This is a genomic window from Erwinia sp. MMLR14_017 (genome assembly GCF_033657285.1).
Lineage (GTDB): Bacteria > Pseudomonadota > Gammaproteobacteria > Enterobacterales > Enterobacteriaceae > Erwinia.
Map to the genome: position 1 here is coordinate 112,384 of NZ_JAWVWP010000012.1, position 25,236 is coordinate 137,619.

21 protein-coding genes are annotated in these 25,236 nt (G+C 50.9%); 12 read left to right on the forward strand and 9 right to left on the reverse strand.

Annotated elements, in window-relative coordinates; translation table 11 throughout:
• The first annotated feature begins 120 nt into the window (after positions 1 to 120).
• The 7 genes from SD961_RS18155 (at position 121) to SD961_RS18185 (ending at position 8,965) form a co-directional block, all read left to right on the forward strand.
• Positions 121 to 975: an MBL fold metallo-hydrolase gene (locus SD961_RS18155; protein WP_318791736.1), complete on the forward strand. Its 855-nt coding sequence runs from the start codon at positions 121 to 123 to the stop codon at positions 973 to 975.
• A gap of 30 nt (positions 976 to 1,005) precedes the next feature.
• Positions 1,006 to 2,331, forward strand: coding sequence for an MFS transporter (locus SD961_RS18160; protein WP_318791737.1), 1,326 nt, complete (start codon positions 1,006 to 1,008; stop codon positions 2,329 to 2,331).
• Between the two features lie 10 nt (positions 2,332 to 2,341).
• Positions 2,342 to 3,994, forward strand: coding sequence for a GMC family oxidoreductase (locus SD961_RS18165; RefSeq protein ID WP_318791738.1), 1,653 nt, complete (start codon positions 2,342 to 2,344; stop codon positions 3,992 to 3,994).
• A complete protein-coding gene (locus SD961_RS18170) occupies positions 3,991 to 5,073 on the forward strand; it encodes a M24 family metallopeptidase (protein WP_318791739.1) in 1,083 nt (360 codons plus the stop codon). Before SD961_RS18165 ends, SD961_RS18170 begins: the two co-directional genes overlap by 4 nt.
• A 16-nt stretch (positions 5,074 to 5,089) precedes the next feature.
• The gene (locus SD961_RS18175) at positions 5,090 to 5,866 is read left to right on the forward strand and encodes an SDR family oxidoreductase (protein ID WP_318791740.1); all 777 of its coding nucleotides are present in this window, start codon (positions 5,090 to 5,092) and stop codon (positions 5,864 to 5,866) included.
• 418 nt (positions 5,867 to 6,284) lie between these two features.
• Entirely contained in the window at positions 6,285 to 8,192 is a 1,908-nt protein-coding gene (locus tag SD961_RS18180) for an Ig-like domain-containing protein (RefSeq protein ID WP_318791741.1), read from the forward strand.
• Between the two features lie 455 nt (positions 8,193 to 8,647).
• Positions 8,648 to 8,965: a hypothetical protein gene (locus SD961_RS18185; RefSeq protein WP_318791742.1), complete on the forward strand. Its 318-nt coding sequence runs from the start codon at positions 8,648 to 8,650 to the stop codon at positions 8,963 to 8,965.
• A gap of 81 nt (positions 8,966 to 9,046) precedes the next feature.
• On the opposite strand, the gene SD961_RS18190 is transcribed toward SD961_RS18185, so the two are convergent.
• The 4 genes from SD961_RS18190 to SD961_RS18205 all read right to left on the reverse strand — a co-directional run bounded on the left by SD961_RS18190 (position 9,047) and on the right by SD961_RS18205 (position 12,736).
• Positions 9,047 to 9,409: an arginase family protein gene (locus SD961_RS18190; protein ID WP_318791743.1), complete on the reverse strand. Its 363-nt coding sequence runs from the start codon at positions 9,407 to 9,409 to the stop codon at positions 9,047 to 9,049.
• 105 nt (positions 9,410 to 9,514) lie between these two features.
• Positions 9,515 to 10,159, reverse strand: coding sequence for a DUF2931 family protein (locus SD961_RS18195; protein ID WP_318791744.1), 645 nt, complete (start codon positions 10,157 to 10,159; stop codon positions 9,515 to 9,517).
• On the reverse strand, positions 10,150 to 12,030 hold the full coding sequence (locus SD961_RS18200) for a phospholipase effector Tle1 domain-containing protein (RefSeq protein ID WP_318791745.1): 1,881 nt from the start codon (positions 12,028 to 12,030) through the stop codon (positions 10,150 to 10,152). The genes SD961_RS18195 and SD961_RS18200 overlap by 10 nt, the downstream gene beginning before the upstream one ends.
• Before the next feature lie 55 nt (positions 12,031 to 12,085).
• Positions 12,086 to 12,736, reverse strand: coding sequence for a recombinase family protein (locus SD961_RS18205; protein ID WP_318791746.1), 651 nt, complete (start codon positions 12,734 to 12,736; stop codon positions 12,086 to 12,088).
• A gap of 167 nt (positions 12,737 to 12,903) precedes the next feature.
• Between SD961_RS18205 and SD961_RS18210 the strand changes: the two genes are divergently transcribed.
• On the forward strand, positions 12,904 to 15,891 hold the full coding sequence (locus SD961_RS18210) for a Tn3 family transposase (protein WP_318791747.1): 2,988 nt from the start codon (positions 12,904 to 12,906) through the stop codon (positions 15,889 to 15,891).
• A gap of 104 nt (positions 15,892 to 15,995) precedes the next feature.
• On the opposite strand, the gene SD961_RS18215 is transcribed toward SD961_RS18210, so the two are convergent.
• Positions 15,996 to 17,093: an ABC transporter substrate-binding protein gene (locus tag SD961_RS18215; protein WP_318791778.1), complete on the reverse strand. Its 1,098-nt coding sequence runs from the start codon at positions 17,091 to 17,093 to the stop codon at positions 15,996 to 15,998.
• 46 nt (positions 17,094 to 17,139) lie between these two features.
• Entirely contained in the window at positions 17,140 to 19,269 is a 2,130-nt protein-coding gene (locus tag SD961_RS18220) for a TonB-dependent siderophore receptor (RefSeq protein WP_318791748.1), read from the reverse strand.
• A gap of 419 nt (positions 19,270 to 19,688) precedes the next feature.
• On the opposite strand from SD961_RS18220, the gene SD961_RS18225 reads away from it, so the two are divergent.
• Positions 19,689 to 20,579: a MurR/RpiR family transcriptional regulator gene (locus SD961_RS18225; protein ID WP_318791779.1), complete on the forward strand. Its 891-nt coding sequence runs from the start codon at positions 19,689 to 19,691 to the stop codon at positions 20,577 to 20,579.
• A gap of 69 nt (positions 20,580 to 20,648) precedes the next feature.
• Here the strand turns inward: SD961_RS18225 and SD961_RS18230 are convergent, their stop codons facing one another.
• Together SD961_RS18230 and SD961_RS21755 are read right to left on the reverse strand one after the other, a co-directional pair.
• Positions 20,649 to 21,056, reverse strand: a complete 408-nt coding sequence (locus SD961_RS18230) for a GFA family protein (protein ID WP_318791749.1) — start codon at positions 21,054 to 21,056, stop codon at positions 20,649 to 20,651.
• Positions 21,057 to 21,492: 436 nt separating this feature from the next.
• A complete protein-coding gene (locus tag SD961_RS21755) occupies positions 21,493 to 21,708 on the reverse strand; it encodes a helix-turn-helix domain-containing protein (protein ID WP_412916707.1) in 216 nt (71 codons plus the stop codon).
• A gap of 904 nt (positions 21,709 to 22,612) precedes the next feature.
• Here SD961_RS21755 and ycgZ point away from each other — a divergent pair.
• Complete coding sequence (gene ycgZ, locus SD961_RS18235; protein ID WP_318791750.1) at positions 22,613 to 22,858, forward strand: regulatory protein YcgZ; 246 nt, start codon at positions 22,613 to 22,615, stop codon at positions 22,856 to 22,858.
• Positions 22,859 to 23,043: 185 nt separating this feature from the next.
• Complete coding sequence (locus SD961_RS18240; protein ID WP_318791751.1) at positions 23,044 to 23,337, forward strand: hypothetical protein; 294 nt, start codon at positions 23,044 to 23,046, stop codon at positions 23,335 to 23,337.
• 115 nt (positions 23,338 to 23,452) lie between these two features.
• On the opposite strand, the gene SD961_RS18245 is transcribed toward SD961_RS18240, so the two are convergent.
• Positions 23,453 to 23,656: a hypothetical protein gene (locus SD961_RS18245; protein WP_318791752.1), complete on the reverse strand. Its 204-nt coding sequence runs from the start codon at positions 23,654 to 23,656 to the stop codon at positions 23,453 to 23,455.
• Positions 23,657 to 23,901: 245 nt separating this feature from the next.
• Between SD961_RS18245 and SD961_RS18250 the strand changes: the two genes are divergently transcribed.
• The gene (locus SD961_RS18250) at positions 23,902 to 25,110 is read left to right on the forward strand and encodes a diguanylate phosphodiesterase (protein WP_318791753.1); all 1,209 of its coding nucleotides are present in this window, start codon (positions 23,902 to 23,904) and stop codon (positions 25,108 to 25,110) included.
• Positions 25,111 to 25,236: the final 126 nt, after the last annotated feature.

Here is a 25,236-nt window from a genome sequence, read left to right on the forward strand (position 1 = left end):
GGCCTGTTCTGAGTATGCCCGTTTCAGTAAACAGTGTTAACTGACTTCTGTGACTGTACCTTCAGCCATGCCGCTGTGATTGCTTTAAAGTCCGTCTTCATCAAGCAACGAGGAGGGATTATGGCATTTATACTCAGAGACCCAGTCTGCCTGGCAAAGGAGCTGGTTAACACCTGCGTTGCCGCCAATGCGCTGGCTATCTGGAGCCTTGGACAGGCAGGTATCATTATCAAAAATCATGCAGGTGATTTGCTGGCCATCGATCCTTACCTGAGTGATGCCATCGAACGTCATAATCCTGGTACGGAGTTTGTACGCCGCTTCCCGCCCGTGCTGCCGCCGGAAGCGCTGGCAGTCTGCAACGCTATCCTGATTACCCATTATCATGATGACCATATGGACTGGGGCACACTGGAGCCGCTTGCACTCTGTTCACCGGAGCTGCCGTACTGGATCCCGGCTCCTGATGGCCGCGCCCTGCAAAGGGAGAAGCCAGCCATGGCCAGTCAGATACACCTCGCAAAAACCGGGCAACTTATTGAGGCAGGGGAATTTCAAATTTTGCCTGTAGCAGCGGCGCATAGCGATTATGAATGCGATGAGGAAGGTAACGATCGTTATCTGGGTTACCACATTACCTGTAACAACCTCAGTCTCTGGCACAGCGGCGATACGCTGGTTACACCGGCATTACAGGCTCAGATGCACTCTCTTAAACCTGACATTGCCCTGCTCCCCATTAACGGCGGCGACGCTGCGCGCAAAGCACGCGGCATCATGCCTAACATGAGTTTTCGTGACGCCGCGGACCTGCACCATGCGATAGGCAGCGATCTCCTGCTGCCCTGTCATTACGATCTCTTCAGCTGTAACAGTGACAATCCTGCCTGGTTCGTTGATGACATGCTGACCCGTTACCCGGGAAAGAAATTTCATTTGCTGATGCCGGGTGAACGTTTCATTTACCAGGCCTGATACATAACCCTACAAACGGAACCACCTGCTATGACAACTACAACATCACCGGCAGCCTCTTCTCTGCTCGTTCGGCTCGGCATCCCGCCTGCGCTGGCATGGGGTTATATTGCCGTCCTGCTTTTTATGATTGGCGACGGCGTCGAGTCTAACTACCTCGCCCCCTATTTAAGCCATAACGGTTTTACGCTGGATATTGCCGCCACGGTCATCGCCTTCTACGGCATCACGGTGACGCTTGGCTCCTGGCTTGCCGGCTCGCTCTCTACCCTGATAGGCCCGCGTAAAGTGATGTTGCTGGGCGGCACTATCTGGATAGTCTTTGAGATTTTATTCCTGGCGTTTGCTCTGCCGGCGCAGAGCTTTGTCGGCATTGCTCTCACTTATGGCGTGCGTGGCGTTGCCTATCCGATGTTTGCCTATGCCTTTCTTGTGTGGATACAGTCGGCCGCTCCCACGGAGATGCGCGGCTCGGCAACGGGCTGGTTCTGGCTGGCATTTACCGGCGGTTTGCCGACGCTGGGCTCGTTAGTGGCCATTTTCTCTATCAGAGCGATCGGCGAGTATGGCACCTTCTGGCTCTCGCTGGTCCTTGTGGTGCTGGGCATGGCGATCATGCTGCTGGCCGTTAAAGAGCGAAGCGGCTACAGCTCTCTGCTGGACGATCAACAGCGAAGCCAGGGCACGTGGCGAACTTTGATGGGCGGTATTGATATCCTGTGGCGTGAGCCGCGCATTGCCGCCGCTGCCGTGGTTCGCATCATTAATACAACGCCCTATTTTGGCTTCTTTATTTTCCTTCCTGGGTTTTTCACCGAGCGTATTGGTTTTTCCCAGACAGAATATCTCAGCCTGATCACCATCATGGGTCTGGTGGGCATGAGCTTTAACCCTATTGTTGGCAAGATAAGTGACCGCATCGGCTGGCGCAAGGTGCTGACTTTCTTTGGCGGCCTGGGGTCGGGGATAGCGATGCTGTTGATGTATTTCGTGCCGCAGTGGAGCGGTGGAAGCTTCATCCTCAGCGTGATCTGCGCCTGCCTTTATGGCATTACGCTTTGTGGTTATGTTCCAGCAGCCGCGCTCTTCTCCTCGCTTTGCGCCACTAAAGACAAAGGCAATGCGATGGCTATCTACTGCTTCGCGGCGGGACTCTCTACTTTCTTCGGCCCGGCGCTTTATAGCGGATTAAATGCGCTGTTCGGTACAGAAGGCGTTATCTGGTGTTATGCCCTGCTCTATCTCATTAGCGCAGTGACCTCATGGTGCTTCCTGCTCAGCCCGCTTGATCCGGGTGAGCAGAATAACCCCGCGGCCAGACGCTTACGCAAACTGGATTCAGTGACCTCGGAATAAAGGGAAAGAGATGAAACGTTTTGACTACATCATTGTGGGAGGTGGCAGCGCTGGCTCTATTGTGGCCTCGCGGCTGGTCAAAGAGAGCAATGCCACTGTTCTGCTGCTGGAGGCGGGCAGTGATGAGTATCACCCCGTTCTGAAAATGCCGGCTGGCTATATGAAATATCTCGCCAGCGATAAATATCTTACTCTCCACAAAACCCTGCCGCAGCCGCAGCTGAATGGCCGCGGCGTCATTGTGCCGCAGGCAAAAGTGCTGGGAGGCGGCTCTACCGTCAACGCTATGGTTTATATGCGCGGACATCGCCAGGATTATGAGGAGTGGAACCAGGCATTGCAGCATGAGGGTTATGACTGGTCGTGGGACTCGCTGTTGCCGCACTACACGGCCGTTGAAGATAACGATCATCTGGGCGCGCCCAATCATGGCACCGGAGGACCGCTAAAAATATCTCACCTTGGCCACTTCAGTCCTCTCAGTCGCGCCTATGTGAAAACGATGCAGACGCTGGGTATTCCCTATACGGCAGACTTCAACAGCGGTAATCCCTTTGGCGTTGGGTTTATGCAGCACACGATTGACTGGCAAACCCGCAAGCGCTGTAGCGTGGTGGATGCCTTTATTACTCCTCTGCGTGACAACAAACGGCTGGTGATTGAAACGCTCTCAGAGGTGCAGGAAATTGTCTTTGCAGGCAATGAAGCCAGGGGCGTTCGGTATCGGCGGGCGGGAAAGGAATATCATGTTGAGGCAAATAAGGAGGTTATCCTGGCAGCCGGAGCCTATCAGACGCCTAAACTCCTGATGATTTCAGGCATTGGTCCGCAAGATCATCTTACCGAACGGGGTATACCTGTACGTCACCACCTTCCGGGCGTTGGGCAGAATTTACAGGATCACTACGAGGTGCCGGTCGTAGCCACCACCCGTGGCGCCTGGGGCTATTATGGACAGGATCGCGGCTGGCCGATGATCAAAGCCGGCATTGAGTATCTGCTGTTTAAAACCGGTCCGGTCACCACGACAGGGGTTGAAACCTGTGCCTTTTTCGACCCGCTTGATTTCAACGGCATCCCGACTATTCAGATGTTTTGCGTACCCACAGTCTATCTCGATCGTGATGTGATGGGCGCCGATCCGGGTCATGGCGTCACCATAAACTCCCTTTTACTGCGACCAAAAGCTTGCGGCAGCGTAACCCTGCATGATGCAAATCCCGCTTCTATGCCGGTGGTGGATACGCAAATTTTTGGTCATCCGGACGATTTAACACGCACACTGGCAGGTTTTCATTTTGCCCGCAAAGTCATTGCGGCAGGCCCTATCAGCTCGATGGTAGAAAAGGAAATCTTTCCGGGAGCGGAAGTAAAGAGTGATGAAGCGCTGATTGAACATTGCAAAAGAATGGTGAAAACAGGTTATCACCCGGTAGGAACATGCCGCATGGGGCATGAGAGCGACCCGATGGCCGTACTGAGTTCCGACTTACGGGTGCGGGGATGCAGGAAACTCCGCGTCGTGGATGCCTCTGTTATGCCCAATATTATTAGTGGCAATACCAATGCTGTAGTGATGGCCATTGCCCACCGTGCTGCCGATTTAATTATGGATCATGAGCGGGCTGCCTCCCCCGATCCACAAGCAGAGGTCGTAATATGAGTGAGAAATTACAGGTTCTTCGGGCTGCTCTTGCCGCCTGGCAGCTGGATGCGCTACTGCTTAACCGGCGGGATAATGTTGCCTGGCTGACAGAGGGTGCCAGCTATTATGTGGTAGAGCGTGCCGAAACCGGCGTCGCCAGTCTGCTTGTTACCGCTGATACTGTCACTCTTCTGGCGCCTGATAATGAAATGCCGCGCATCCTTGCAGAAGAGCCGCTGCCCTTTCACAGCGAAACACGCACTTACCCGTGGTACGTCTCACTGGAAGCCGCACTTGAAAACTTTGAGCCGCTGAAAATTGGCAGTGATATTCCTCTCGCCTCAGCGGTAAATATCGGCCATAAGATGCCTGAGTTACGTCAGGGATTAAACAATAACGAAAAGCAGCGCTTTCGCGATCTGGGCAGGGAGACGGCTGACCTTGTTGAAGGTGTTGCACGCCAGCTGGAAACCGGCCTCAGTGAACGGGAAGTAGAGGCGGAAATCGTGAAAAGATGCCTTGAGCGCGGTATCCGACCGGTCTGTACGTTAATTGCGGCTGATGAACGCATTGCAGCCTACAAACATCCTGTACCGGGCGAAACGCGCCTGTCAAAGAAGATGCTTATTACGCTGGGCGCGGAACGGGCTGGCCTGAACGTAAGCCTGACCCGGATGGTACATTTTGGCGAACCTGACCCCGCTTTGCGCCAGCGTATTATGATGCTGGCAGAAATTCATGCTGATATTCTTACTGCCTTACAAATCAACCGCAGCTGGCAAGCGATCTTTGCGGATACAGAGCGGGCTTACCGGGATCGTGGGTGGCCCGAAAGCTGGCGAGAGCATCACCAGGGAGGGCCGGCTGGCTATGGCTGCCGTGACTGGATTGTCACCCCACACACCCCAGGCCAGTTGAAGTCCGATACTGCGCAGGCCTGGAACCCTACGTTAAAGGGGGTAAAGAGCGAAGATACGCTTTTACTCACTGCTCAGGGCCAGGAGTGGCTGACACGCAGTGGCAACTGGCCACTGATTGAGTTAATCCGTGGCGGCCAGCGCTGGCAACTTGCGGACTGGCTGGTTCTCCCGTCTTGATCATAAGGAAGCGAAAATGTCAGCACGTCTGAAAGATAAAACCGCAATAATAACCGGTGCCGGAAGCGGCATTGGTAATGCTATCGCCACGCTTTTTGCCCGCGAAGGCGCGCACGTCGCCCTGCTGGATTTAACATTGGAAACAACTGAAGAGCTGGCTGCCAGCCTGAAAAAAACAGGACAACGCTCTCTGGCCTGTGCGGCAGATGTCACTCATCCCGAACAGATTGAGAAGGCTGTACGAAAGATTGAAGCCACGTTTGGTCATATAGATATTCTGGTTAACAGTGCAGGTCTTAATGTCTTTCGTGATCCTTTAGCACTTACTGGTGATGAGTGGCAGCACTGCATGAACGTAAATCTTCAGGGGCCTTATAATCTGATACGCAGCGTGCTGCCAGGCATGTTGAAGCGTCAGTACGGCAATATTGTTAATGTGGCTTCCGTACATGGTCACAAAATTATACCGGGAGCCTTCCCCTATCCCGTTGCGAAACATGGGCTGATTGGCCTGACCCGCTCGCTTGGCGTGGAGTATGCCAGCCAGGGGATCCGCATCAACAGTATCTCTCCTGGGCTTATTATGACTCCGGCTGCAGAAGAGTGGCTGGCCAGCTGCCCGGACCCGCAGGCAGAACGCCAAAAACAGCAGGATTTATTACCCTGTAAACGGATTGGTGAACCTGATGAAGTGGCTTATACCGCCCTGTTCCTGGCCTCTGACGAAGCAAGGTTTATTAATGCCACCGATATTCTGATTGATGGCGGACGCAGCCAGGTTTACCACGATTAATTTCATCCTCTCCGGTTTACCCGGCATTGGACGGATCAACTCCTGCCCTTTAACACCCGCACAGATGAGCGTCTGCGCGGGTGCCTCTAAAATCTCGCTTTACACGTTTAGCTAACTATTTTTGCTACCCCGGCGTGATTATCGCGCTTTCCAGATTTAGGCCACTATTCATAAATCCTGCGAACGATTAGGGTGAGCTCATCTTAAGCGGGGTAACACCTTCCTGAGTATAAAACCAGAAAAATAAGTTTCCTGTTCGTTCCGAAAATTGACGCATTTATGTTTTTTTTGCCCGTGGGTAAACCGTTTCAACTAGTGGAAACGGGCCGTTTAATCCGGCCTGCAAACCGATCCGTCATCCGGCAATGTTGAGTGGTGCTGATGACTTGCGCGCCTAAATTATGAATCGAGGTTATCTATGTCTCAACGCGACGATTACCGCTCCCTCCGTCTGGACTCTATTTTCCAGACCGCAGTCAGTGATTATGCTGTTTTTGAAACACCCCTTCCCGCAGAGGCTAACCGTATCGTTATCCCGGTTTCTGCCCAGGAGAGTGAAAGCACACTCAGCGCGCCCGCTGATAATACCTTAGCGGTCAGCGCAGTGACTGCGGATGCTCCAGCAGCCCTGCGTCCTTACGAGCCCATCGCTACTGATGGCGTGATTGCGGCCTGGGAAGCAGCAAAGCCAATTCACCTGCGTGGTCAGGCAGTGGGCGAAGCAGGCTCTACCGTGACTCTCAGCTTCAATGATCAAAGCTGGGTAAGTACAGTGAACAAGTGGGGTTACTGGAACGCTTCGATGCCGCCGGAGGTGCTGAAGGGTCTGCCTGATGGCAATTACAGCCTGAAGCTCACCATTACGGACAGTGCCGGTAACAGCACCGATACTTCGGTCAGGTTTGGCGTTTATGTTGATAAGACCATCAAGCCAACGGTGGCGATCGATACTGTCAGCGGCGATAACGCGGTTAACTATGCGGAGAGTATTTATGGTGTGGATATCAGCGGCACCTCAACCCATATGGCCAGCGGCAGCAAAATCACGCTGAAACTGGGTGCTTTTAGCGTAATAGCTTCTGCAGCCAGTGACGGGACCTGGAACGGCCATTTCACTTCGGAGCAGTTACTGACTTTGCAGGATGGTGTTCATAGTCTGAGCGTCACCGCAGTCGATCCCAATGGCAAAACCAGCACCGTGACGCACGACCTGACGCTGATTACACATATGAGCAGCGTGCCGAACATCCACTTTGACAACGTTACTGATGACAACGTCATTAACCTGGTTGAAAGCCAGCACGATCTGCTGTTCAGCGGGTCGCTCTCTACCGTTACGGTGGGACAGGAGCTGATTCTTACAGGGGCCGATGGCAAAGATCACCTTGCTACGATAGATGCTCAGGGACACTGGCAGCTACTGGTGACCGCTGCCGATATGCCGGGATTCACCCGGAACGGTGAAATTCATGCCTGGTATCATGACGGTGCGAAAAACTACACCGATATGACACATGAGCTGAATATCATCACTGGCTTTATACCCGTCTATTACGAAATGTCTGTCGGCGGCGATATGACGCTGAATTATCAGGAAGCGCAGCATGACCTCAGCTTCTATATAGAAGGCGTGAATGAACTGGAGATAAATGGCAAAACGTACCTGCCTGATCACGGAGAAATCATACTTCCCAGCAAAGATTTGCTGGCGCTGGCAGAGGGTCCCGTCACTGCTCTCGCGCACCGTTGGGACGAGTACGGCAACAGCGATACGCAAACGCTTACGGACTTCTTCAATGTGGCAACCCATAATTTGCCTACGTTGACGCTGAATACCCCTTTTGATGACCACGTAGTCGATGCTAACGATGTGAATACCTGGCATCTGCTACAGGGAACATCGACCCACCTTGATCAGGGCAGTACGGTCACTTTAACACTCGGCGATCAAAGCTATAGCGCGGCCATTAAGGCTGATGGCCACTGGGCTTTGACCATTCCTGCCGGGGCGCTTGCCCCGCTGGATGATGGCGATTATGAACTGAAGGTAACGGCACACGACAGCGCGGGTAACAGTGCCTCAGCCAGTGACACTGTCACAGTGGCTTCACATCTGAACGCAGTAAATATGGATGCGTTGCTGGACTACTACTCACCTTCCGCTGCGCAAGATGAAGCTTCAGCCGGAGCGGTTTCCCTGGCACAGAGTGATGCTGTAGCAACTCTCTCTCATGTTGCGGCGGCCCCTGTTGACAGTAATCTGGTTAGCGATGCGCCCTATACGCTGGCTGATCATCTGGTGCATCATAACGCCGTGCTGGTGTAACAAGCCCGCTCTATCCCTCTGACAAGCCAGCCCGCTGCGGGCTGGCTAAAGTCATAAAGGCAGCTTCTCATAGCAATAAGAATATCACCCTTAAACATAAAAATAATTAACCATTCAATTGCGCATTAACGCCCGTACCAACGCTTTTATTGCGTTTTTTTAATAAATATTTCTTACTAAATAATTAAAAGGTTTAATTCAAATATACTTTCAGCGTTGCAGTATTTAAGATAAATCTGGAGGATTATCGCGCTGTTGTTATTTTTTATAGTTAAATGAGACGGTAAATAACCAGCAGAAAAAATATTATTTATAATATTTAAAATTTATTATATTCAATAAGTTAGCTAAATTCCCCAAAAGGAAATAAATCAGTTAAATTATTTTTGTGGTATTTATTTCACAAATGTCAGGAAGCGTATTAAGCTTTAATTACTATTTAACAGGAGGAGAAAATGTCTGATTCTGACGATTACGATAAAATCCATATTCTTCTCGGCGAAGCTACCATGAGCCTGATTGATAGCCGGAAAGAGGTAAGCAGTGAAAGCCTGTCACTTCAGCTTAAACAGATGGCTGCAGAGGAAAGTGATGACCTGCGTGTTATAGAAATATGGAAAGCCAGAAAATGGCTTCTGCAACATTCTGTGCAGTTTACGGCAGGACGTAATGGCGGATATGCTTCACCTCAGCGTTTGCGTGAAAACCACAGCAAGCTACAGGATTTTTACCATCTGCCCTCTTCTAATGATGCCAGGAAGCAGAGTTCCTGAATGAGTTACAGGAGTGAAAAGCAGCTCTGTTTTCAGCCAGATTGCTGTTCTGGCTGAAAACAGACGGAGAGCATCAGCGGTTCACTTCATTCCCTCTCTTTGCAGAAGTGGAGAAAGCGCCTCCAGCAGAGGTTCGGGTGAAACGGCATTCTCTTGCCCTTCCCGGCAATACTGAAACTCGGCAATTTCAATACCCACAAAAGGCTGAGAAGCCAGCATTTCACAGCAGCCCTTCAGCTCTGCCAGAGTAAGCCCCCCTGCGATAACATAATCTGTGGGCACGACCCCAGGTTCCAGCACGTCGCAATCCAGATGGACATAGACTGCGCGCCCGGCAATGGCCTGCTGAAGGCGCTCTGCCAACCCTTCACCGGGTTGCAGGCATGGAATGTTATGCCGGGCAATAAGGAGCGATTCAGAGGTATCAATATTGCGTTGCCCCACTAGGGGTCAGTTTGGATATCGAAAATTATTGTACGTTAAGGCTAAAAATTGACCACCAAGCCCCGGGAGAATCTTGGGAAGATCCTCCCGGGTTAAATAGGTTGCTTACCAACTACCGTAAGGATATTTTTTCCCTTTGATAAAATTCTCGGTATCTTTTCCGTACTCATAGCCGTTAGAAAACCGCGTTATTCCTTTGCAAATATCCAGTTTATCTCCAGACACTGTTTTCATAACTGATGGTGTTACGCGATAACTAAGTTCCCCCCGGGCTACCCCACTTAACCAGACAGCAACCTTCCCCTCAGGAGCCAACCCAATTTGCACAGTATTATGTGGATAATGTTCCCCATAAGGATTCAGCATTTTTTCCACAACGCTCTTAGGGAGGGTCAGGTGGGTTTCATACACCTTTTTGTCTATCACCGAGTCCCAGCAAAAAAGAATATGCTTTGGGGCGCTATCAACGTGATTCCAGTGCCCATTGAGGGCGCGAGCACTATCGTTCCATTCACCAATCACGCCATTCAGGGCCTTCGTGCTATCGAGAGTATTAAACCGATAAATCGTCCCATCAGTCCCCTGGACAACGGCGAACGTTACCACTGCGGGCAGTGCTTTTGGCGTGAAAAAGTTAAATTTCCACTCCGTCAGCACATCATTTTTGACTGAGGTATTGGGCTGGTCAGTACCGTGGCAGGCCGTCAACACAAGCACCGGGATCAGACCGGCCAGACGAATTATTTCCATATTTTTTTCCCGTCCATATCGTAGACCGTCCGCTGCCAGCGCTCGTCCGGCCGGTTGGTGAACGTCACCAGCTTCGCCGGTTTGACCGCTCCGCTGATCACCCCCTGACCGTCACGCACCACACTGTTCCAGTTGGCCGAGCAGTGAATATACTTTTCGGCCAGCATCAGGATTTCCGGGGTGGTAAAACCGGGGGCAGACTGACCGCTGCGGGCAGCTCGGCCCATCACTATCGCTTTTTTACACAGGCTATTTAACTCAGATCGCAATGACAGATTGTCATCTTTAGGCTGTATAGGATCGAATATCACGCCTGCATCCTGTGCCGCATCGAGCATCACCCGCAGCACTACCTTCGACCAGTCATTACGCGTGGGGCGGTCAATTACCAGCGCGGCACCGCTGCGCTTTTGCGGCGTGCCGTAGCGGTCGGCGGCCAGCCTGTCGTCATGCCAGGTGTCCGCATTCACCGCCACCGCATTCAGCAGCGGCGATATCGCCGGATAACCATCCATCGCTTTAAGCTGCGTGCAGGTCTGCCGGTAAATTCGCGTTTCCGTATCCGGGGTGGAAAGCGGCACCGTTTCAAACTCCGGCCGGGTCAGGAAGCAGGCTTCGTGCTCGTCAGGGTTGTAGCCGCCGCCAATGTCGGAATGAACACCGGGCAGGGCCAGCTCCGGCCACGCCGATTTCACGCTGTTCAGCGCGAAGTTAAACCTGCACTCGTGCTGCGCGGTGATATGAAAAACCTTCTCCGCCACGCCAGGGCGCAGCACCAGATTAACCTCGCCGGTGTCCGCGCTGTGCGGATTGAGGCCGTTAACCGGCGTTCCGATAGCGGCCACGGTGTCAAATATCCCCAGAAAGCGGGTTTTACCTCCGGGCGTACCGGAAAATTCAGTGCCAGCCAGTCCGGTCTTAATCGCCGCAATAATCGCGCTGTCCTGACTGAATACCCGGTTGGCAAAATGTCGCGCCGCAGCCGCTCCCCGGCTGAATCCGAAAATATCAAACTGCAATTCCCTGACGAGTTCCACATCAGTTTCGGATGGCTTGGCTAAATAGTCTTTGATAGCAGTAGCCAGTGCCGCGACAGCCTTGTCCGTTTTTCTCACCACACCGGTGTCGCCCCGTCCGGTCCCCATTCCGTAAGAGCTGTCACCTTCTCCACGTTCTGTGCCGATCCCCTCGATATAAATAGCCTGCTGCCCTTGCGTTCCGTCATCGGGGAAATCGGTGGTATACAGCGTATTGAGCCAGTGCACGTTGGTGTAATAGCCGAGATAACTGCCGGCAGCAGTGCCACTGTAACCCCGTTTCAGCCGGGTGCACTGAATTAAAGCAGACTGGGCATCGGCATCATTCAGCCCAAAATGTTCACCGGTGCAGGCCTTTTGACGGTCTGCACTGTTATCCGCGTTGTTGCCGGTACCGTCGAAGAACACTCCTATCGTCAGCGTAATTTCCCGTTTCTTTTTCTTCGCCGCCTGCGCGTGCTGCTCAGGCTCAACGGACTGCTGCGCCTTTCTCTCCGCAGCCTGTGCCCGCTCTGCCGCAAGCCCGGCGTTGCAATCTCTCTCATAGGTGTGCGTCTCGACGGAAGGAATAAACTTCGCCCGGCAGGGACAGGAGCTGTAGCTGTCGAGAGACCCCGCCCACACTTTCAGCACGCCGCCGACTTCATAGGTATCCCCCATGCCGCCACAGACCCGGAAGCGCCCGGGATGCTTCCCGCAGGTCACCGGATCGCCCTCCCTGACCTGCTGGCGCTCAATGCCGCCGATTTCATAAGTATCATCCTCCGCGCCCGACAGAATGCGTCCGCCGCAGGTGGTTTTGTCCAGGTGATACAAAAAGAATCCCGTTGTCATAATCCCTCATGAATAAAATGGTTATAAAATCAGCGCATCATACCTTAATCATGACTTAACCAAAATCTTCGGCTTCTGATTGCCGGTACAATGCCTGGATACGGCAGATTTGCGAAGGGCTGTAGCCCGTTGCGTCTGAGGTTTCGCGGATACTGAGTTTTTTTACCTGCCGGTAGTACAGGACTTTCTGATGCCGCTCCTGATCGACCTGTTTTCCCCGGTATTTCCCCAGCGTATGTGCCCGTTCTATTCCCTGTTTCTGCCGCTGACGACGACTCAGCCAGTCCTTATGCGACATTGCAGCCATCAGGTCGATAAGCATGTTATTGATGGCGGTTATCACAGCACGGGTGATCGGATCAGCCTGCGAAGGGTCTTTCTCTGACAGTGCCTGCCATGAGGTAGGAACATCGAGGCTGACAATTCGCAGTTCGTGTTGTTCTATCTGCTTTTTCAGCGTCATCCAGTCGCTGTTGCTCAGGCGGGTCAGGCGGTCTATCTGCTCGACCAGCAAAATATCATTGTGGTGACTGTCCATAAGTAAGCGCCCCAGTTCCGGACGATCAAGTTTTGTCCCGCTGATATTTTCCCTGTAGTAACTGGCTATTTTATAGCCTCGTTCCTGAACGAACTGCTCCAGCATCTCTTTTGCCCGATCGGCGAACTGATCTTCCGTTGATGCTCTTAAATAGGCTCTGATGAACATTTTTTCACCATATTATCGCATTTAGGTTATTGCATTAAATCTATCGCATATAGGTTATGTCATACATCGTGTGCCGTCACGTTCTGATTATGGTGTAAGGGTGTACCCTTATGCGATAACCACTTTTGTTAAAAATACCGCACAAAATAATTTACAAGGAAAACTATATGGCACGGAGGCAGATCCTTTCGCTGTCGGAAAGAGAATCATTGCTGGCATTACCAGACGATGAGTTAACGCTGACCCGAATGGCGTATTTCAGTGAACATGATCTGGCGCTTATCAGTGCTCACCGTAAACCCGCCAGCCGATTTGGTTTTGCCGTCCTGCTTTGCTATCTGAAAAATGTCGGTTTTGCTCCGGATAAAAAAATCCCCGCCTCTGATGCGTTGCTGAAGCATATCGCCAGCAGGCTAAAACTCACCGGGGATCTCTGGCCTGCTTACCTTTCCGGCAGGGAAACCACGCGACGCGAGCATTTAACCGAACTGTACCGCTATCTTGGTGTAAAAGCGTTTACCAACAAAATACAGCAGGACTGTGTTACACACCTGCTGCCGATGGCGACGCGCACCGATAAAGGTATTCTTCTGGCCGAAGAGCTGCTGGTCTGGCTCCGGCAGAACAACGTGATGATCCCCGCGATTGATGTCGTGGAGCGTACCTGTGCGGAGGCCATGGCAGGCGGCGATAAAATCGTATTTCAGACCCTGAATGCCCCGTTAACCCCGGTTCACAGGGATGCTCTGGATCGTTTGCTTGAGTCCTCAGATAATCAGCCTTCCCGGCTGACATGGCTTCTGCAACCGCCGGGTAAAATCAATGGTAAGAATGTACTGCAACATCTTGAATGGCTGAGCAGCATTGAATCGCTGGCATTACCTGAGGGTATCGATCGTACCATTCACCAGAACCGGTTGCTGAAACTGGCGCGGGAAGGCCGAAAGATGAGCAGCCGGGATTTGACCCGATTTTCAGCAGCCCGGCGTCATGCGATCCTGGTGTGCGTGCTGGAAGAAGCCAGAGCCACACTGATAGATGAAGTGATTGAACTGCATGAACGCATGCTGAACAGCCTGTTCAGTAAAGCCAAAAGAACACAGGCTGAGCGCCTTCAACAGACCGGAAAGCTGATCCAGTCAAAACTGAGGCAGTACATCGATGTCGGCCAGGCACTGTCTGAAGCTCGTGATTCAAATAGCGATCCATGGCTCGCAATAGAAAACATACTCCCATGGCCTCAATTTGTCGCCAGTCTGGAGGAAACACGCCATCTCGCCAGGAAAAATAATTTTGATCCGCTGCATATTATTACTGAGAAATACAGCACATTACGGAAATATGCCCCGCGCATGTTGTCCGCTTTACAGTTAGTCGCCACCCCGGCAGCGCAACCTCTGGCTGATGCGCTGGTTGTGATCAAGGATATGTACCGAAAGCAGTCACGTAAAGTTCCGGCGACAGCGCCGCTTGAGTTTGTCCCTGAAAGCTGGCGCAAAGTGGTGATGACACCTGCGGGTATTGACCGGCAATACTATGAATTTTGTGCGCTCAGCGAGCTTAAAGGTGCATTGCGCTCCGGGGACATCTGGGTTAAAGGCTCACGCCGCTACAAAAACTTTGATGATTACCTCATTCCCGAAAAGGACTTTGACAAACTCACACCGGCGCTGCCCCTGCCCGTATCTGCTGATTATCATGAGTACATCACCAGCCGTATGACCCTGCTTCAGTCCAGACTTGAAGAGGTCAATGCCATGGCTGCCCTTGGTGAGCTGCCCGATGTGGAAATATCTGACAGGGGAGTAAAAGTCTCTCCGCTGGATAACTGCGTCCCGGTGCAGGTTTCACCGCTGGCAGAGCTGGTTTACAGCATGCTACCGCGCCCTAAAATCACGGAAATTCTCGATGAGGTAAACAGCTGGACGACGTTTACCCGACATTTTTCGCATATAAAAAATGACATTACCCGTCCCGATACCCGCCTGCTCCTCACCACCATCCTTGCGGATGGCATCAATCTTGGTCTGACCAAAATGGCGGAAGCCTGCCCCGGAAGCACCAAATCATCACTGGAAGATATTCAGGCATGGTACATCCGTGACGAAACCTATTCAGCCGCCCTTGCCGAGCTGGTGAATGCGCAGGGGAAACGGCCGTTAGCGGCGTTCTGGGGAGACGGGACAACCTCATCATCGGATGGACAGAATTTCAGGACTGGCAGCTCAGGCCGCTATGCAGGGCAGGTTAACCCGAAATACGGTCAGGAGCCTGGACGTCAGTTTTATACCCATATTTCGGATCAATACAGCCCGTTTTACACCTGCATAATCAGTCGGGTCAGGGATTCAACCCATGTGCTCGACGGCTTGCTGTACAACGAAAGCGACCTGGAAATCAGGGAGCATTACACCGATACCGCGGGGTTCACCGATCATGTATTTGCCCTGATGCATCTGCTGGGATTTGCGTTCTGTCCACGAATCCGGGATCTCCACGACAAGAAGCTGTTTATCAAAGGGAAAGCGGATCAATACCCGGCGCTTCAGTCACTGATATCAACGACCAGCCTGAACCTGAAAGAGATCGAGATTCACTGGCGTGAAGTGCTGCGTCTGGCGACCTCGATAAAGCAGGGAACCGTAACGGCATCCCTGATGCTGAAAAAACTGGCCAGTTATCCTAAACAAAATGGCCTGGCAAAGGCGCTGAGAGAAATTGGCCGTATTGAGAGAACGCTGTTTATGCTCGACTGGTTCCGCGATCCTGCACTTCGTCGGCGGGTACAGGCGGGACTGAATAAAGGAGAAGCCCGTAACGCGCTGGCTCGTGCGGTATTCATGCACCGGCTGGGAGAAATCAGGGACCGAAAGCCGGAAAATCAGAGCTATCGCGCCAGCGGACTGACGCTGCTGACAGCGGCGATCTCGCTGTGGAATACCATGTATATGGAAAGAGCGGTCGATGCCCTGAAGCGTAAAGGGCTGAAGATCAACGAGCAACTGCTGTCGCATTTGTCGCCGTTAGGCTGGGAGCACATCAATCTGACAGGTGACTATATCTGGAAAAGCAACAAGATACCGGCTTCCGGTAAGTTTCGTCGGCTGAGGCCAGCCAAAGTTGAAAGGTCAAAAAACAGCCTTAACGTACAATAATTTTCGATATCCAAACTGACCCCTACAACCCTGACGATAAAAAATGCCCGACTGAGAGCGGGCATTATCAGAAGATAAGAGCAAACCTGACTGCAACGTAAGAATCAACCGGGATGCATAAACCAGGTGCCGCTATAAGGAACCGGCAAATAATCCCGGAAAATCTGTTTCAGGGTCTGTTCCGGTTGCAGATCGGCAAACAGCTCAGGATAGAGGGTTTTTGCCATAAATTCGGTAGCGGCGATGTGCCAGGGACTGAGATAGAAGTTCATCCAGATCACTGAGGCGTGCCCGTTAGTTAAAGCCTTCAGTTCGCGTAATCCGCGCTGTTTTTGCGTCATCTCTGCAAAGCTGCGCTGTACGGCTTCCGCTTCCACCGCCGGCCCCAGCTTCAGCATGCTATCGGCCGCATTATCCCCGGCTCCGGTCGCAAAGTAGTAATCCGGCTGGGAAGCAATCACCTTCTCTTCACTCAAACGCCCAAAAACCCCCTGAACCGTGTTGGCAGCAATGTTATTGCCCCCTGCCACGGCAAGCAGTTCGCCCAGGCTTCCCTTCACTGCGGTAACGCAGCACTCATTTCTTCTGCCAAGATGCAGCTGTAGCAATACGCTGGGTTTGCGCCCTTGATAGCTGGCAAGGCGCGTCTGGATAACATCAAGGTGAGTACGATAAAAATGATTGAAAGCCTCTGCACGGACGGTCTGGTTAAGCACTTCGCCCAGAATCGAAACGCTGCGAGGGGTGTTCTTCAGCAGATGTACGCGTAGATCCACCTTTACCACCGGAATATGTGCCGCTTTCAGCATCGCAGCTAAGCGCAGATCACCGTCATCATACCTGGCCAGACTGGGCAGAATAACCACATCCGGCTTCAGCGCCAGCACCTGCTCGGGATCCATATCATTGGTTCCCCCTGAACCCAGCGAAGGGATCCTGAGCATTTGAGGGAACTTATGGGCGAAAATTTCCCACATCTGGCTGTCATATTTTTTCAGATCCAGCGGCCAGCCAATGATATGTCGAAAAGGATCGCCGGGCTCCAGCATCGCCAGGGTATAGAGCATCCTGCTTTCACCCAGCACAATACGCTGCGGATTATCGGGGATTTCCACCTGGATACCTTCAATGTCAGTCACAGATTTTGCCATCACAGCGGGAGATAACGCTAAATAAAGCGGCGCGGCAACGCTAATCAGCATGGCAGTAAGCCAGCTTAACCGACGGGAATTGTTCAGCTTCATGAGATCAGAATTCAATGCTGGCCTCGGCCATCAGGAAACGGCTTTCCCCTTCGCGGACACGCAGATCGCCGCCGCTTGAGGTGTAGTAGTGTTTATTAAACAGATTATTAAGATTTAATTTCAGCTGCGTTTTCTCGCCAAAAAGGCGGTTGTTCCACGCGATAAAGCTGTCAGCCACAACATAATCTGGCAGGGTGAAGCTGTTTTCAGGATCGCCCGCCCGTGTGCCTACATAGCGTGCGCCTCCGCCAACGCGGAAGTCGCCAGGGAGACCCTGGATGGTGAGCTTATGGCTAAGATAGAGGGCACCTGAATGACGCGGTGCGTTCTGCAGACGGTTGCCGTTATTGGCATTGTTTTGACCATCCTCCACAATTACTGCATCGTCGTAACTGTAATTTGCGCTCAGATCCCACCCCGGAAGTACTTCACCGTTCAGTTCGAACTCGGCGCCACTGGAGCGCGCCTTATCAATGGTTCTTGTTTCACCGTTGATGCTGAGCGACATGTCGCGCTCATCAATGCGATAGAGCGCAACGCTGGCAAACAGGCGCGGGGAAATTTGCCATTTACTGCCCACTTCCCACGTTGTGCCCTGTTCTGGTTTACCAACGTTACCATCATCGTTCACCTCCGCAGATGGCGTAAAAGATTTACTGACGCTGCTGTAGAAGCTCACCTCGGGCGTCAGCTTGTAGATCACGCCAGCCTGCGGCAGGAATTTATTACCTTCATCATCCAGCGTCTGGATGACCGGATCAAAACCTCTGGAAGCCCGCTGTTCATAATGCTGATAGCGCCCTCCGGCCACGACTGTCCACTCCCGGGTAAGTGAGATACTGTCCTTAACGTAAACCGAACGGCTGTGAATGCGGTTTAGCAGATTGGCATTCGCTGTTTTTTCGCTACTGCTGTCGGTGACCGGAGAGAGTAAGTCATATTGTGGGGAGTTGAGGTTGAAGTCACTATTGGCTGTGCCCTGATACTGATGCGCACGGTAAGTCTGGATCATCTCATAATCACTCCCGGCTACGATATTGTGAGCCATTCCCGCTATTTCAGGCGTGCCGGTCACATCCCAGGAGAGATATTTAGTTTTGTGGTTAAAGCCCCGGTTAGCATCAGCGCGGCGGGTTACGGCTCCGGTTTCGCTGTTCACAGCGGTCACCCGGACCTCGTTATTGCTGTACTGGCGTTGATTCATACCCAGCGTCAGGCGAGTGCTCCACTCATCATTGAACTGCCAGTCGTAGTGCGCATTAAGGGTTTTATTGTGGCCCCAGGCGTGGTTAGCTTTGTCATCCAGACGCTCTTTATACCCGATGTTTACTGGCTTTCCATTAACGAAGGCAGTGCCACGATCGTAAGGGATATCATAGCGATAATCTTCATAGCTGATCAAGAAACTGGCCTGCTCGCCATACCATTGCAGCGAGGGAGCGATCAGCGTGTGTTTGTCGCTGCCGAAACTGCGCCAGTAATCCTGATTTTGTTTTTCCGCAATCAGACGGAAAGCAAAGCCATTGCCGAGCGGGCCGGTCACATCAACCGTTCCGGCACCGCCCCCTTCGCTTGCATAGCGTCCGCTGACTTTGCTCTGCCACTCATAGCGCGGTTTTTTACTGACCACATTGATAATGCCGCCGGGATTCTGAATGCCATACAACAGTGAGGCGGACCCCTTCAGCACCTCCACGCGTTCAGTGGTGGCATCAAAATTCAACCCCTGGCTGCTGCGCACGCCATCCCGGTAAACAGATCCATCAGAGTTAGAGCCGAACCCACGACGGACAAATCCATCTTCCGTGCCAGCCAGCGTATTGCCTTCCGTTACGCCACTGACAAAGCGCATCGCGTCCGACAGGCTGCTGACCTGATAATCTTCCAGCTGTTGCTGAGTGACCACGCTGACCGACTGCGCTTCAGCGAGTCTTGAGGTGGCGGTTTTACTGGCAACTGAACTGCTACTGGCGCTGTAACCCGAATCAGCATTTTCCTGAGCAGAAACGGTCAGCGTGGAGGCGTCTTCAGCCGCAAAAACCATGCCCGGCGTAAAAATCATCACGCCATAAACGGCGGTAATCAAAGTCGGACGAGGGGTGCGATTAAGCACGAAGGGAAAAGCATTATTCATTTTAGTAAAACCTGGCATTAATTTTTGTGAATGCTTAGTCAGGAAGATAAACGCAGCCTTCCCAATACCGGACTCAGTTTGCGACTGACCGGTTCTCTGGTCACAGTAACTTATCCTGCTCAGGGGCAGAATTGAGCCAGACAAATGTAATTGAGAATCAATCAAACTCTGGTGATGTAGTAGTAAATGTTTTACTCTGCTTGCGGCACTACAGCGAAAAGCCAGCCCAGGTTATTTTTCATCCCCATAAAAACTCTTTTAATACAGTCAGGTGAACGGAATTTTTTCAAGGCTGGTAAAAATCTCCGGGCATGTTTACCACACTTCAGACCGGTAAAAACCTGCTAAGGCAGTTTTACTCACTACAGAAGAGTTGCAGCTTTGATAAGAACAACCTCGAAACAGAAAAGCGGTCAATGATGGTGGCAGGCAATAAAACAAATAAACGGGTGGATATTTTTGGCGAACGTTATCGTGCACGCGCTTCTGCCCTTTCGCCGCTGTTGCAGGCGGTCGTTCGTTATATCCATGAGAATCGTGAGATCTTTATGGAGTCAACGGCCCTTGATATCGCTGAGGCTACCAACAGTTCGGATGCGACGGTCATTCGCGCTGTTCAGGCATTAGGATTTAGCGGGCTGCGGGAAGTTAAACAGACGCTTAAAGCCTGGTTTGGTCCGGCATTGAAATCAGATGAGAAAATCATTGCGACCGTTAGCGAGCTGGCCAGCGACGTGAATTCCGGGATCGATTTCGTGCTGGAAGGACACAAACGTGCCTGCGATGCGCTCTCTTCGCCTCATAATCGCGAAGCGATCTCTGCAGCCGTTGCCTTGCTGAGTGAAGCGAATCAGGTAGCGCTTTTTGGCATTAACGCTTCCGGCATTCTGGCAGAGTACAGCCGCAGGTTATTCTCGCGGATTGGTTTCCCCGCTATAGTGCTGAACCGTTCGGGCGTGGCGCTGGCAGAGCAGCTGATTGGTCTGCAACGCGGTAATGTGCTGATTATGATGGCGCAGAATTCAGCGCACCGGGAAGGTGTTCTGACCCTGAAAGAGGCAAAAAGGTTGGGAATTGCGGTTATTTTACTTACTGATGCCGCAGACTCTTACTTCAGTAAAAAAGCGGATGTGGTGATTAAAGTTCCACGCGGAGGTGAAAAGGGTCGCATGCCCCTGCATGGCACGGTACTGGTTTGCCTGGAGATGCTGATATTGTCGGTAGCATCTGCAACGTCGGGGCGAACAGTAAAAACCATGAGGCGGATCCAGGAGCTTTCCCGGGGGCTGAAAACTGCGCATAAGAGCTGAAAATGCCCCTCTTACAGACAAGGCCAGTCGTTTCCCGGCCATTGTGCGGGCACCCGATGTGGTACTGCTTTAATTATTGGGGAAATATTTCACTTTACCTGCAATGCCACCAACGCCACCATCCTTTGGATGACTGAGGCCATTACTGACATCTACTGAAGGAAAATCAAAGGGTGAAACTTCGTCAAGACAGGCGGCGTTGACGCCGAAAATTTCAGGATTAGAGCGCCGCTGATGAAAAGTATAAATACCACATTCTGAACAGAAGTAATGCGCCACTTCCCCGCTGTTGAACCGGTACTGCGTGAGCTTCTGCTGCCCCTTCACCACTTCTATTTTTCTGGCAGAGACGACTACCGCACCACGCATACCACAAAATGAACAGTTGCAGCGAGTGGCAGTGTTAAGCCCATCAGTGAGTTCAACGTTAAAGACTACCGCGCCACAATGACATTGTGCAGATCTGTTGTCAGCCATGAACATCTCCCGTTTAAGAAAATAAAGCCTGTTAGCATTCTAGCCTGGCAATCGTTACAACCGCGCGAGATTAGCTGTTAATTATGACATGACCATGTTCAGACAGCCGGGATAACGGCCCGATAAGCGTTAAAAACAGATGGCTTGAGTGTGGAAACCGATTCTGGCTGGATTGAGGAAATGAGAGAGTGGCAAGTGAATAGTGATTTTCGCAAAGCGAAAAAATATTAAAGGCGTCAGCAAAGATTTTTTGGCTCTGCCAGACCGGCGATATTTAGCGGGTCAAAAATCATGCTGACGCAGGATAAAAGAGAGTGAATTCTTAGTCGGATTATTAACAGTGCTGAGTGAGGAGTAAATACTCCAGGGGAAATCACTCGGCACTGACAGATTAACTAAACTCTGTACCGGACCTGTTTATCGTTTGTCATCGAATTCAATCTTTACTCAAAAGTAACTTGAGTGGGACGCCTAACGCGAGCGCTATACTGTGCATGGTAGTCAGGCTGGCGTTACGCTTTCCATTCTCGATAGCACTTAAGGTGCTTCGATCAACTTCAGCATGAATACATAAATCTTCCTGGCTGAGCTTACTTTTCTTTCTCCATTTGCGGACTTGTCTTCCGAAATGGAGTGAATGATCGTCGTACACATCTTCTCCTGTCTCTGGGTCCGCTGAAATTTTACAAAAGAAGTCCTGATAAACCAACGTTAATTCGAATAAGGATAACTGTCACCTGTGGAAAAAAAAGAGTGAGAAAACAGAGTTTCTCTAGTTTAACTCATTGTAACTTAAGATTTAGTAAACAAATTACCCCTGTTTTGGCAAATACTACTCAGCACGAAAATGCAAAAAGAGGAGTAAAAAAGTGATTAAATCCGTATAGTTACTTTTTTCACTACATTCAGTTGAAATTAAATCTTGATTTGCACAACTCATTGATAAAAAAGAGTTTACATATTATTAAGCGCCTTCCCCGTTTTTTATTTAGCGAAATAGCTCGCTTCTTTATTAGCGCTTATCAGTTTAAAAAATAAGATCTCAACTTGAGGTAAAGTTTAAGCATCAGGAAAATTTTATTATAAAAAAAATGGCCTGACTGAAAACTCAATTTATAACGAATGCGCGCTTGATCTCCAGCCTTTTTAAATACTTACCTCTTCTGACAATTATGGCGTCCTGACTCTTTTGCCATAGTTTAAGACAGGCAAAGAATTTTTCCTGCATAGCGCTGCAACAGATAAAGGGTTCATCTCCGCCGCAACGGCATTTAAGCACCAGGACCCTAAGGGTATCGTCATACTGTCGATAAGGTTCATTGCCCGGTTTTTACCAAGCCTACCCTTTAGTCTGGTAGAAGTTGCCCTTTTCAACCGGAATAACTGGTTAAGCCAAATTTTTTTCTTAACTCTATGAAAATACTAGATAAAATTCTTATGCGATTTATCTGCGCAGGGAAAAAACATTTCGTTGCTGTACAAGCAAGGAAGTTTTGTATAACTTCACCGCTTACGGACTGAACCATTCCACAAAATTTACGATTGAGGGGCACTCTATGCGTCAGGGCGGAACAAACCTTAAGACTGAAAATGATCTCAGCCATTTTTTTAGCGAAGCGGTTGTTCCTTCGCAGCAGGAGATGCTTGGTCAGGTCGTTTTTGAGATCCTGCGTACGGGTAAAACACTTAACCGCAAAACGCTTTGTGTCACGCTGTTGAAAAAGCTTGAACTGGCTTCTGAACCTGAGCAGAAACAGCACTACTATGCGCTGATTGGCCTGTTGTTTGGTCGTGAAGACTGAAGCTTACAACACAAGTTGTACCTTTCAGTTTTCCACAAATTATCATCAACACGACAATCTGACTGGCAGCCCCGTCTGAGCCACAGCGCAGGCTGCCACCCTGCTGACTCCTGCAAAACAAGGTTTGCTTCCAGTACCTGTGGTCATTGCCATTATGTCCACATCACTGAATCAGAGACGTTGTTATGTACAAAGACGATGAAGAAAGATTAACCGACATTATTTTAGGTGAGGCCGTGATGGTTTTGCTGAAAGATGACGCCAGCATCAATAGCGCTAACCTGTTGCGCTTGCTCCACTCTATGTCGGCTTCCGAAAAAGATACCTTCAGACAGCAAGCCTGTCGCTCCGCTATAGCAGAGTTGAGGAATTATTCCTTTTTTGAAACCGAAGAGACCGGTGCTGACCAACCGGGCCGTGATGATATGTCTCACCTGTTTACCAGTGATGGGCCGCCAGACGGAAGCAAGAAGCATTAAAAGCTGGAGGATTAAGCAGGGATGTTTCAGGCGTCTGTAAGTGTCAGGAGTAATGCAGAATAGCCCGGGCTGAAGAGAGGACATCGGGAGTCTTCCGAACCCAGTTGCAGAACAATCAGTGAAAGCTTTCCAGAATATGACGTAGCGCCTGAAGATAAACCGCTTTCAATTTTTCATCAGATGTTTGTTTACTGTGCTGCTGCAGCATGGCGAGAACATTCTTTTTACCAAGAGGTTGTTCCCTCCTGATAAGCTCCGAAACGGCCCTACCTATTACCGCGCAAATCTCTGCAGGATAATTCCAATCTTTGCCGTGCACGTTTCCCCCGTAACTTTCTGATTATACCCCTTTAATTTAGCACCACTTTCCATATAGTGCATAATAACGGAACACTCTTTTCCGATAATTTGGCTTAAGAAAGGTTCGCGCATTCTGCCTGGTTTGACTTAACTTCTCGCTTTCAGCCCGCGCCAATCATCATTTCTTAACCTCTACTGGACAACACTCTATTACCTTCTGTTAAAGTAGTCCTCCCTGGATAAAAAAGCTGGAAGGCCCCGAACTTGATTACCATTATCTACCGCAGTCATATTGCTGATGACGTTCCGGTTAAGTCTCTGGCAGCACTGGTGAAAAAAGCCAATCTGCTGAATGAGTCGCTGGGCATTACCGGTATTTTACTTTTTAACGGCACCCATTTTTTCCAGATCCTTGAAGGCTCTGAAAAAGCCGTCTGCTCGGTTTACGACCATATTTGTCAGGATCGTCGCCATCACAATCTGGTAGAACTGATGCGTGATTACGCACCCTCCCGCCGTTTTGGTAATGTGGGTATGGAGCTTTTTGATCTCAGGGAACACGACAGACCTACCGTTTTGCAGGCGGTTCTGAATAAAGGTACGTCGAAATATCAGCTCACTTACGACGATCGGGCGCTGCAATTTCTCCGTACCTTTGTAGAAGCCCTGGAAACAGAAAACTACTTCGAAGTTCCTCCAGCAGAGCACTGGGATTTTATTACCGATACCGATCCCGCAGAGGCAGAAGTTTCCACCCTTCCGGCTTCTCAGGGGATCAGGTTCGCGTTCCAGCCGATAATCGACCCGCTCGCCAGAAAAATCGTTTCGCTGGAAGCGCTGATCCGCAGTGAATCGGGACTTCCTCCGCTGGACTACTTCTCACAGCTTTCGCGGCAGGAAATTTACTCCGTGGATTTGCAATCCAAAGCCCATGCTTTCGCCCTGGCGAAAGAGCTGAATATTCAGGGGTTGACGCTTTCCATAAATCTACTGCCTATGGCACTGGTCGAAGTGCCCGACGCCGTTAATTATCTGCTCGCCCTGATCCGCGACCACGGGTTGGTCCCTGAACAAATCGTGGTGGAGGTAACAGAGACGGAAGTTATCTCCAGAATCGATGATTTTGAACTGGCAATCAGACAGCTGAAAGCGGCGGGCATCAGTCTGGCTATTGATGATTTTGGCGCAGGCTCTGCCGGTCTACTGCTGCTTTCACGCATCCAGCCTGACAAAATCAAAATTGACCGCAGCATTATCACCGACGTGCACAAAAGCGGGCCTAAGCAGGCTATTATTCAGGCGATCATTAAGTGCTGCTCATCGCTGGAGATTGCCGTTATTGCAGAAGGTGTGGAAAAAGCGGAAGAGTGGATGTGGCTGGAGTCAGCCGGGATCTTTAATTTCCAGGGATTCCTGTTTGCCAAACCGCTGCTGAACGGCATTCCTGCCGTAGCATGGCCTGAATTGCGTTAGTCGCGTTGATAAGGGTAGCCATTAAGTTTAACGGCCAGAGTAATCTTTACTGGCCGCTATCAGCCTAATCCGCCGGTATAACTGAGATCGTTTTATCTGAAGCCTGAGTGATCTCACTATGCCAGA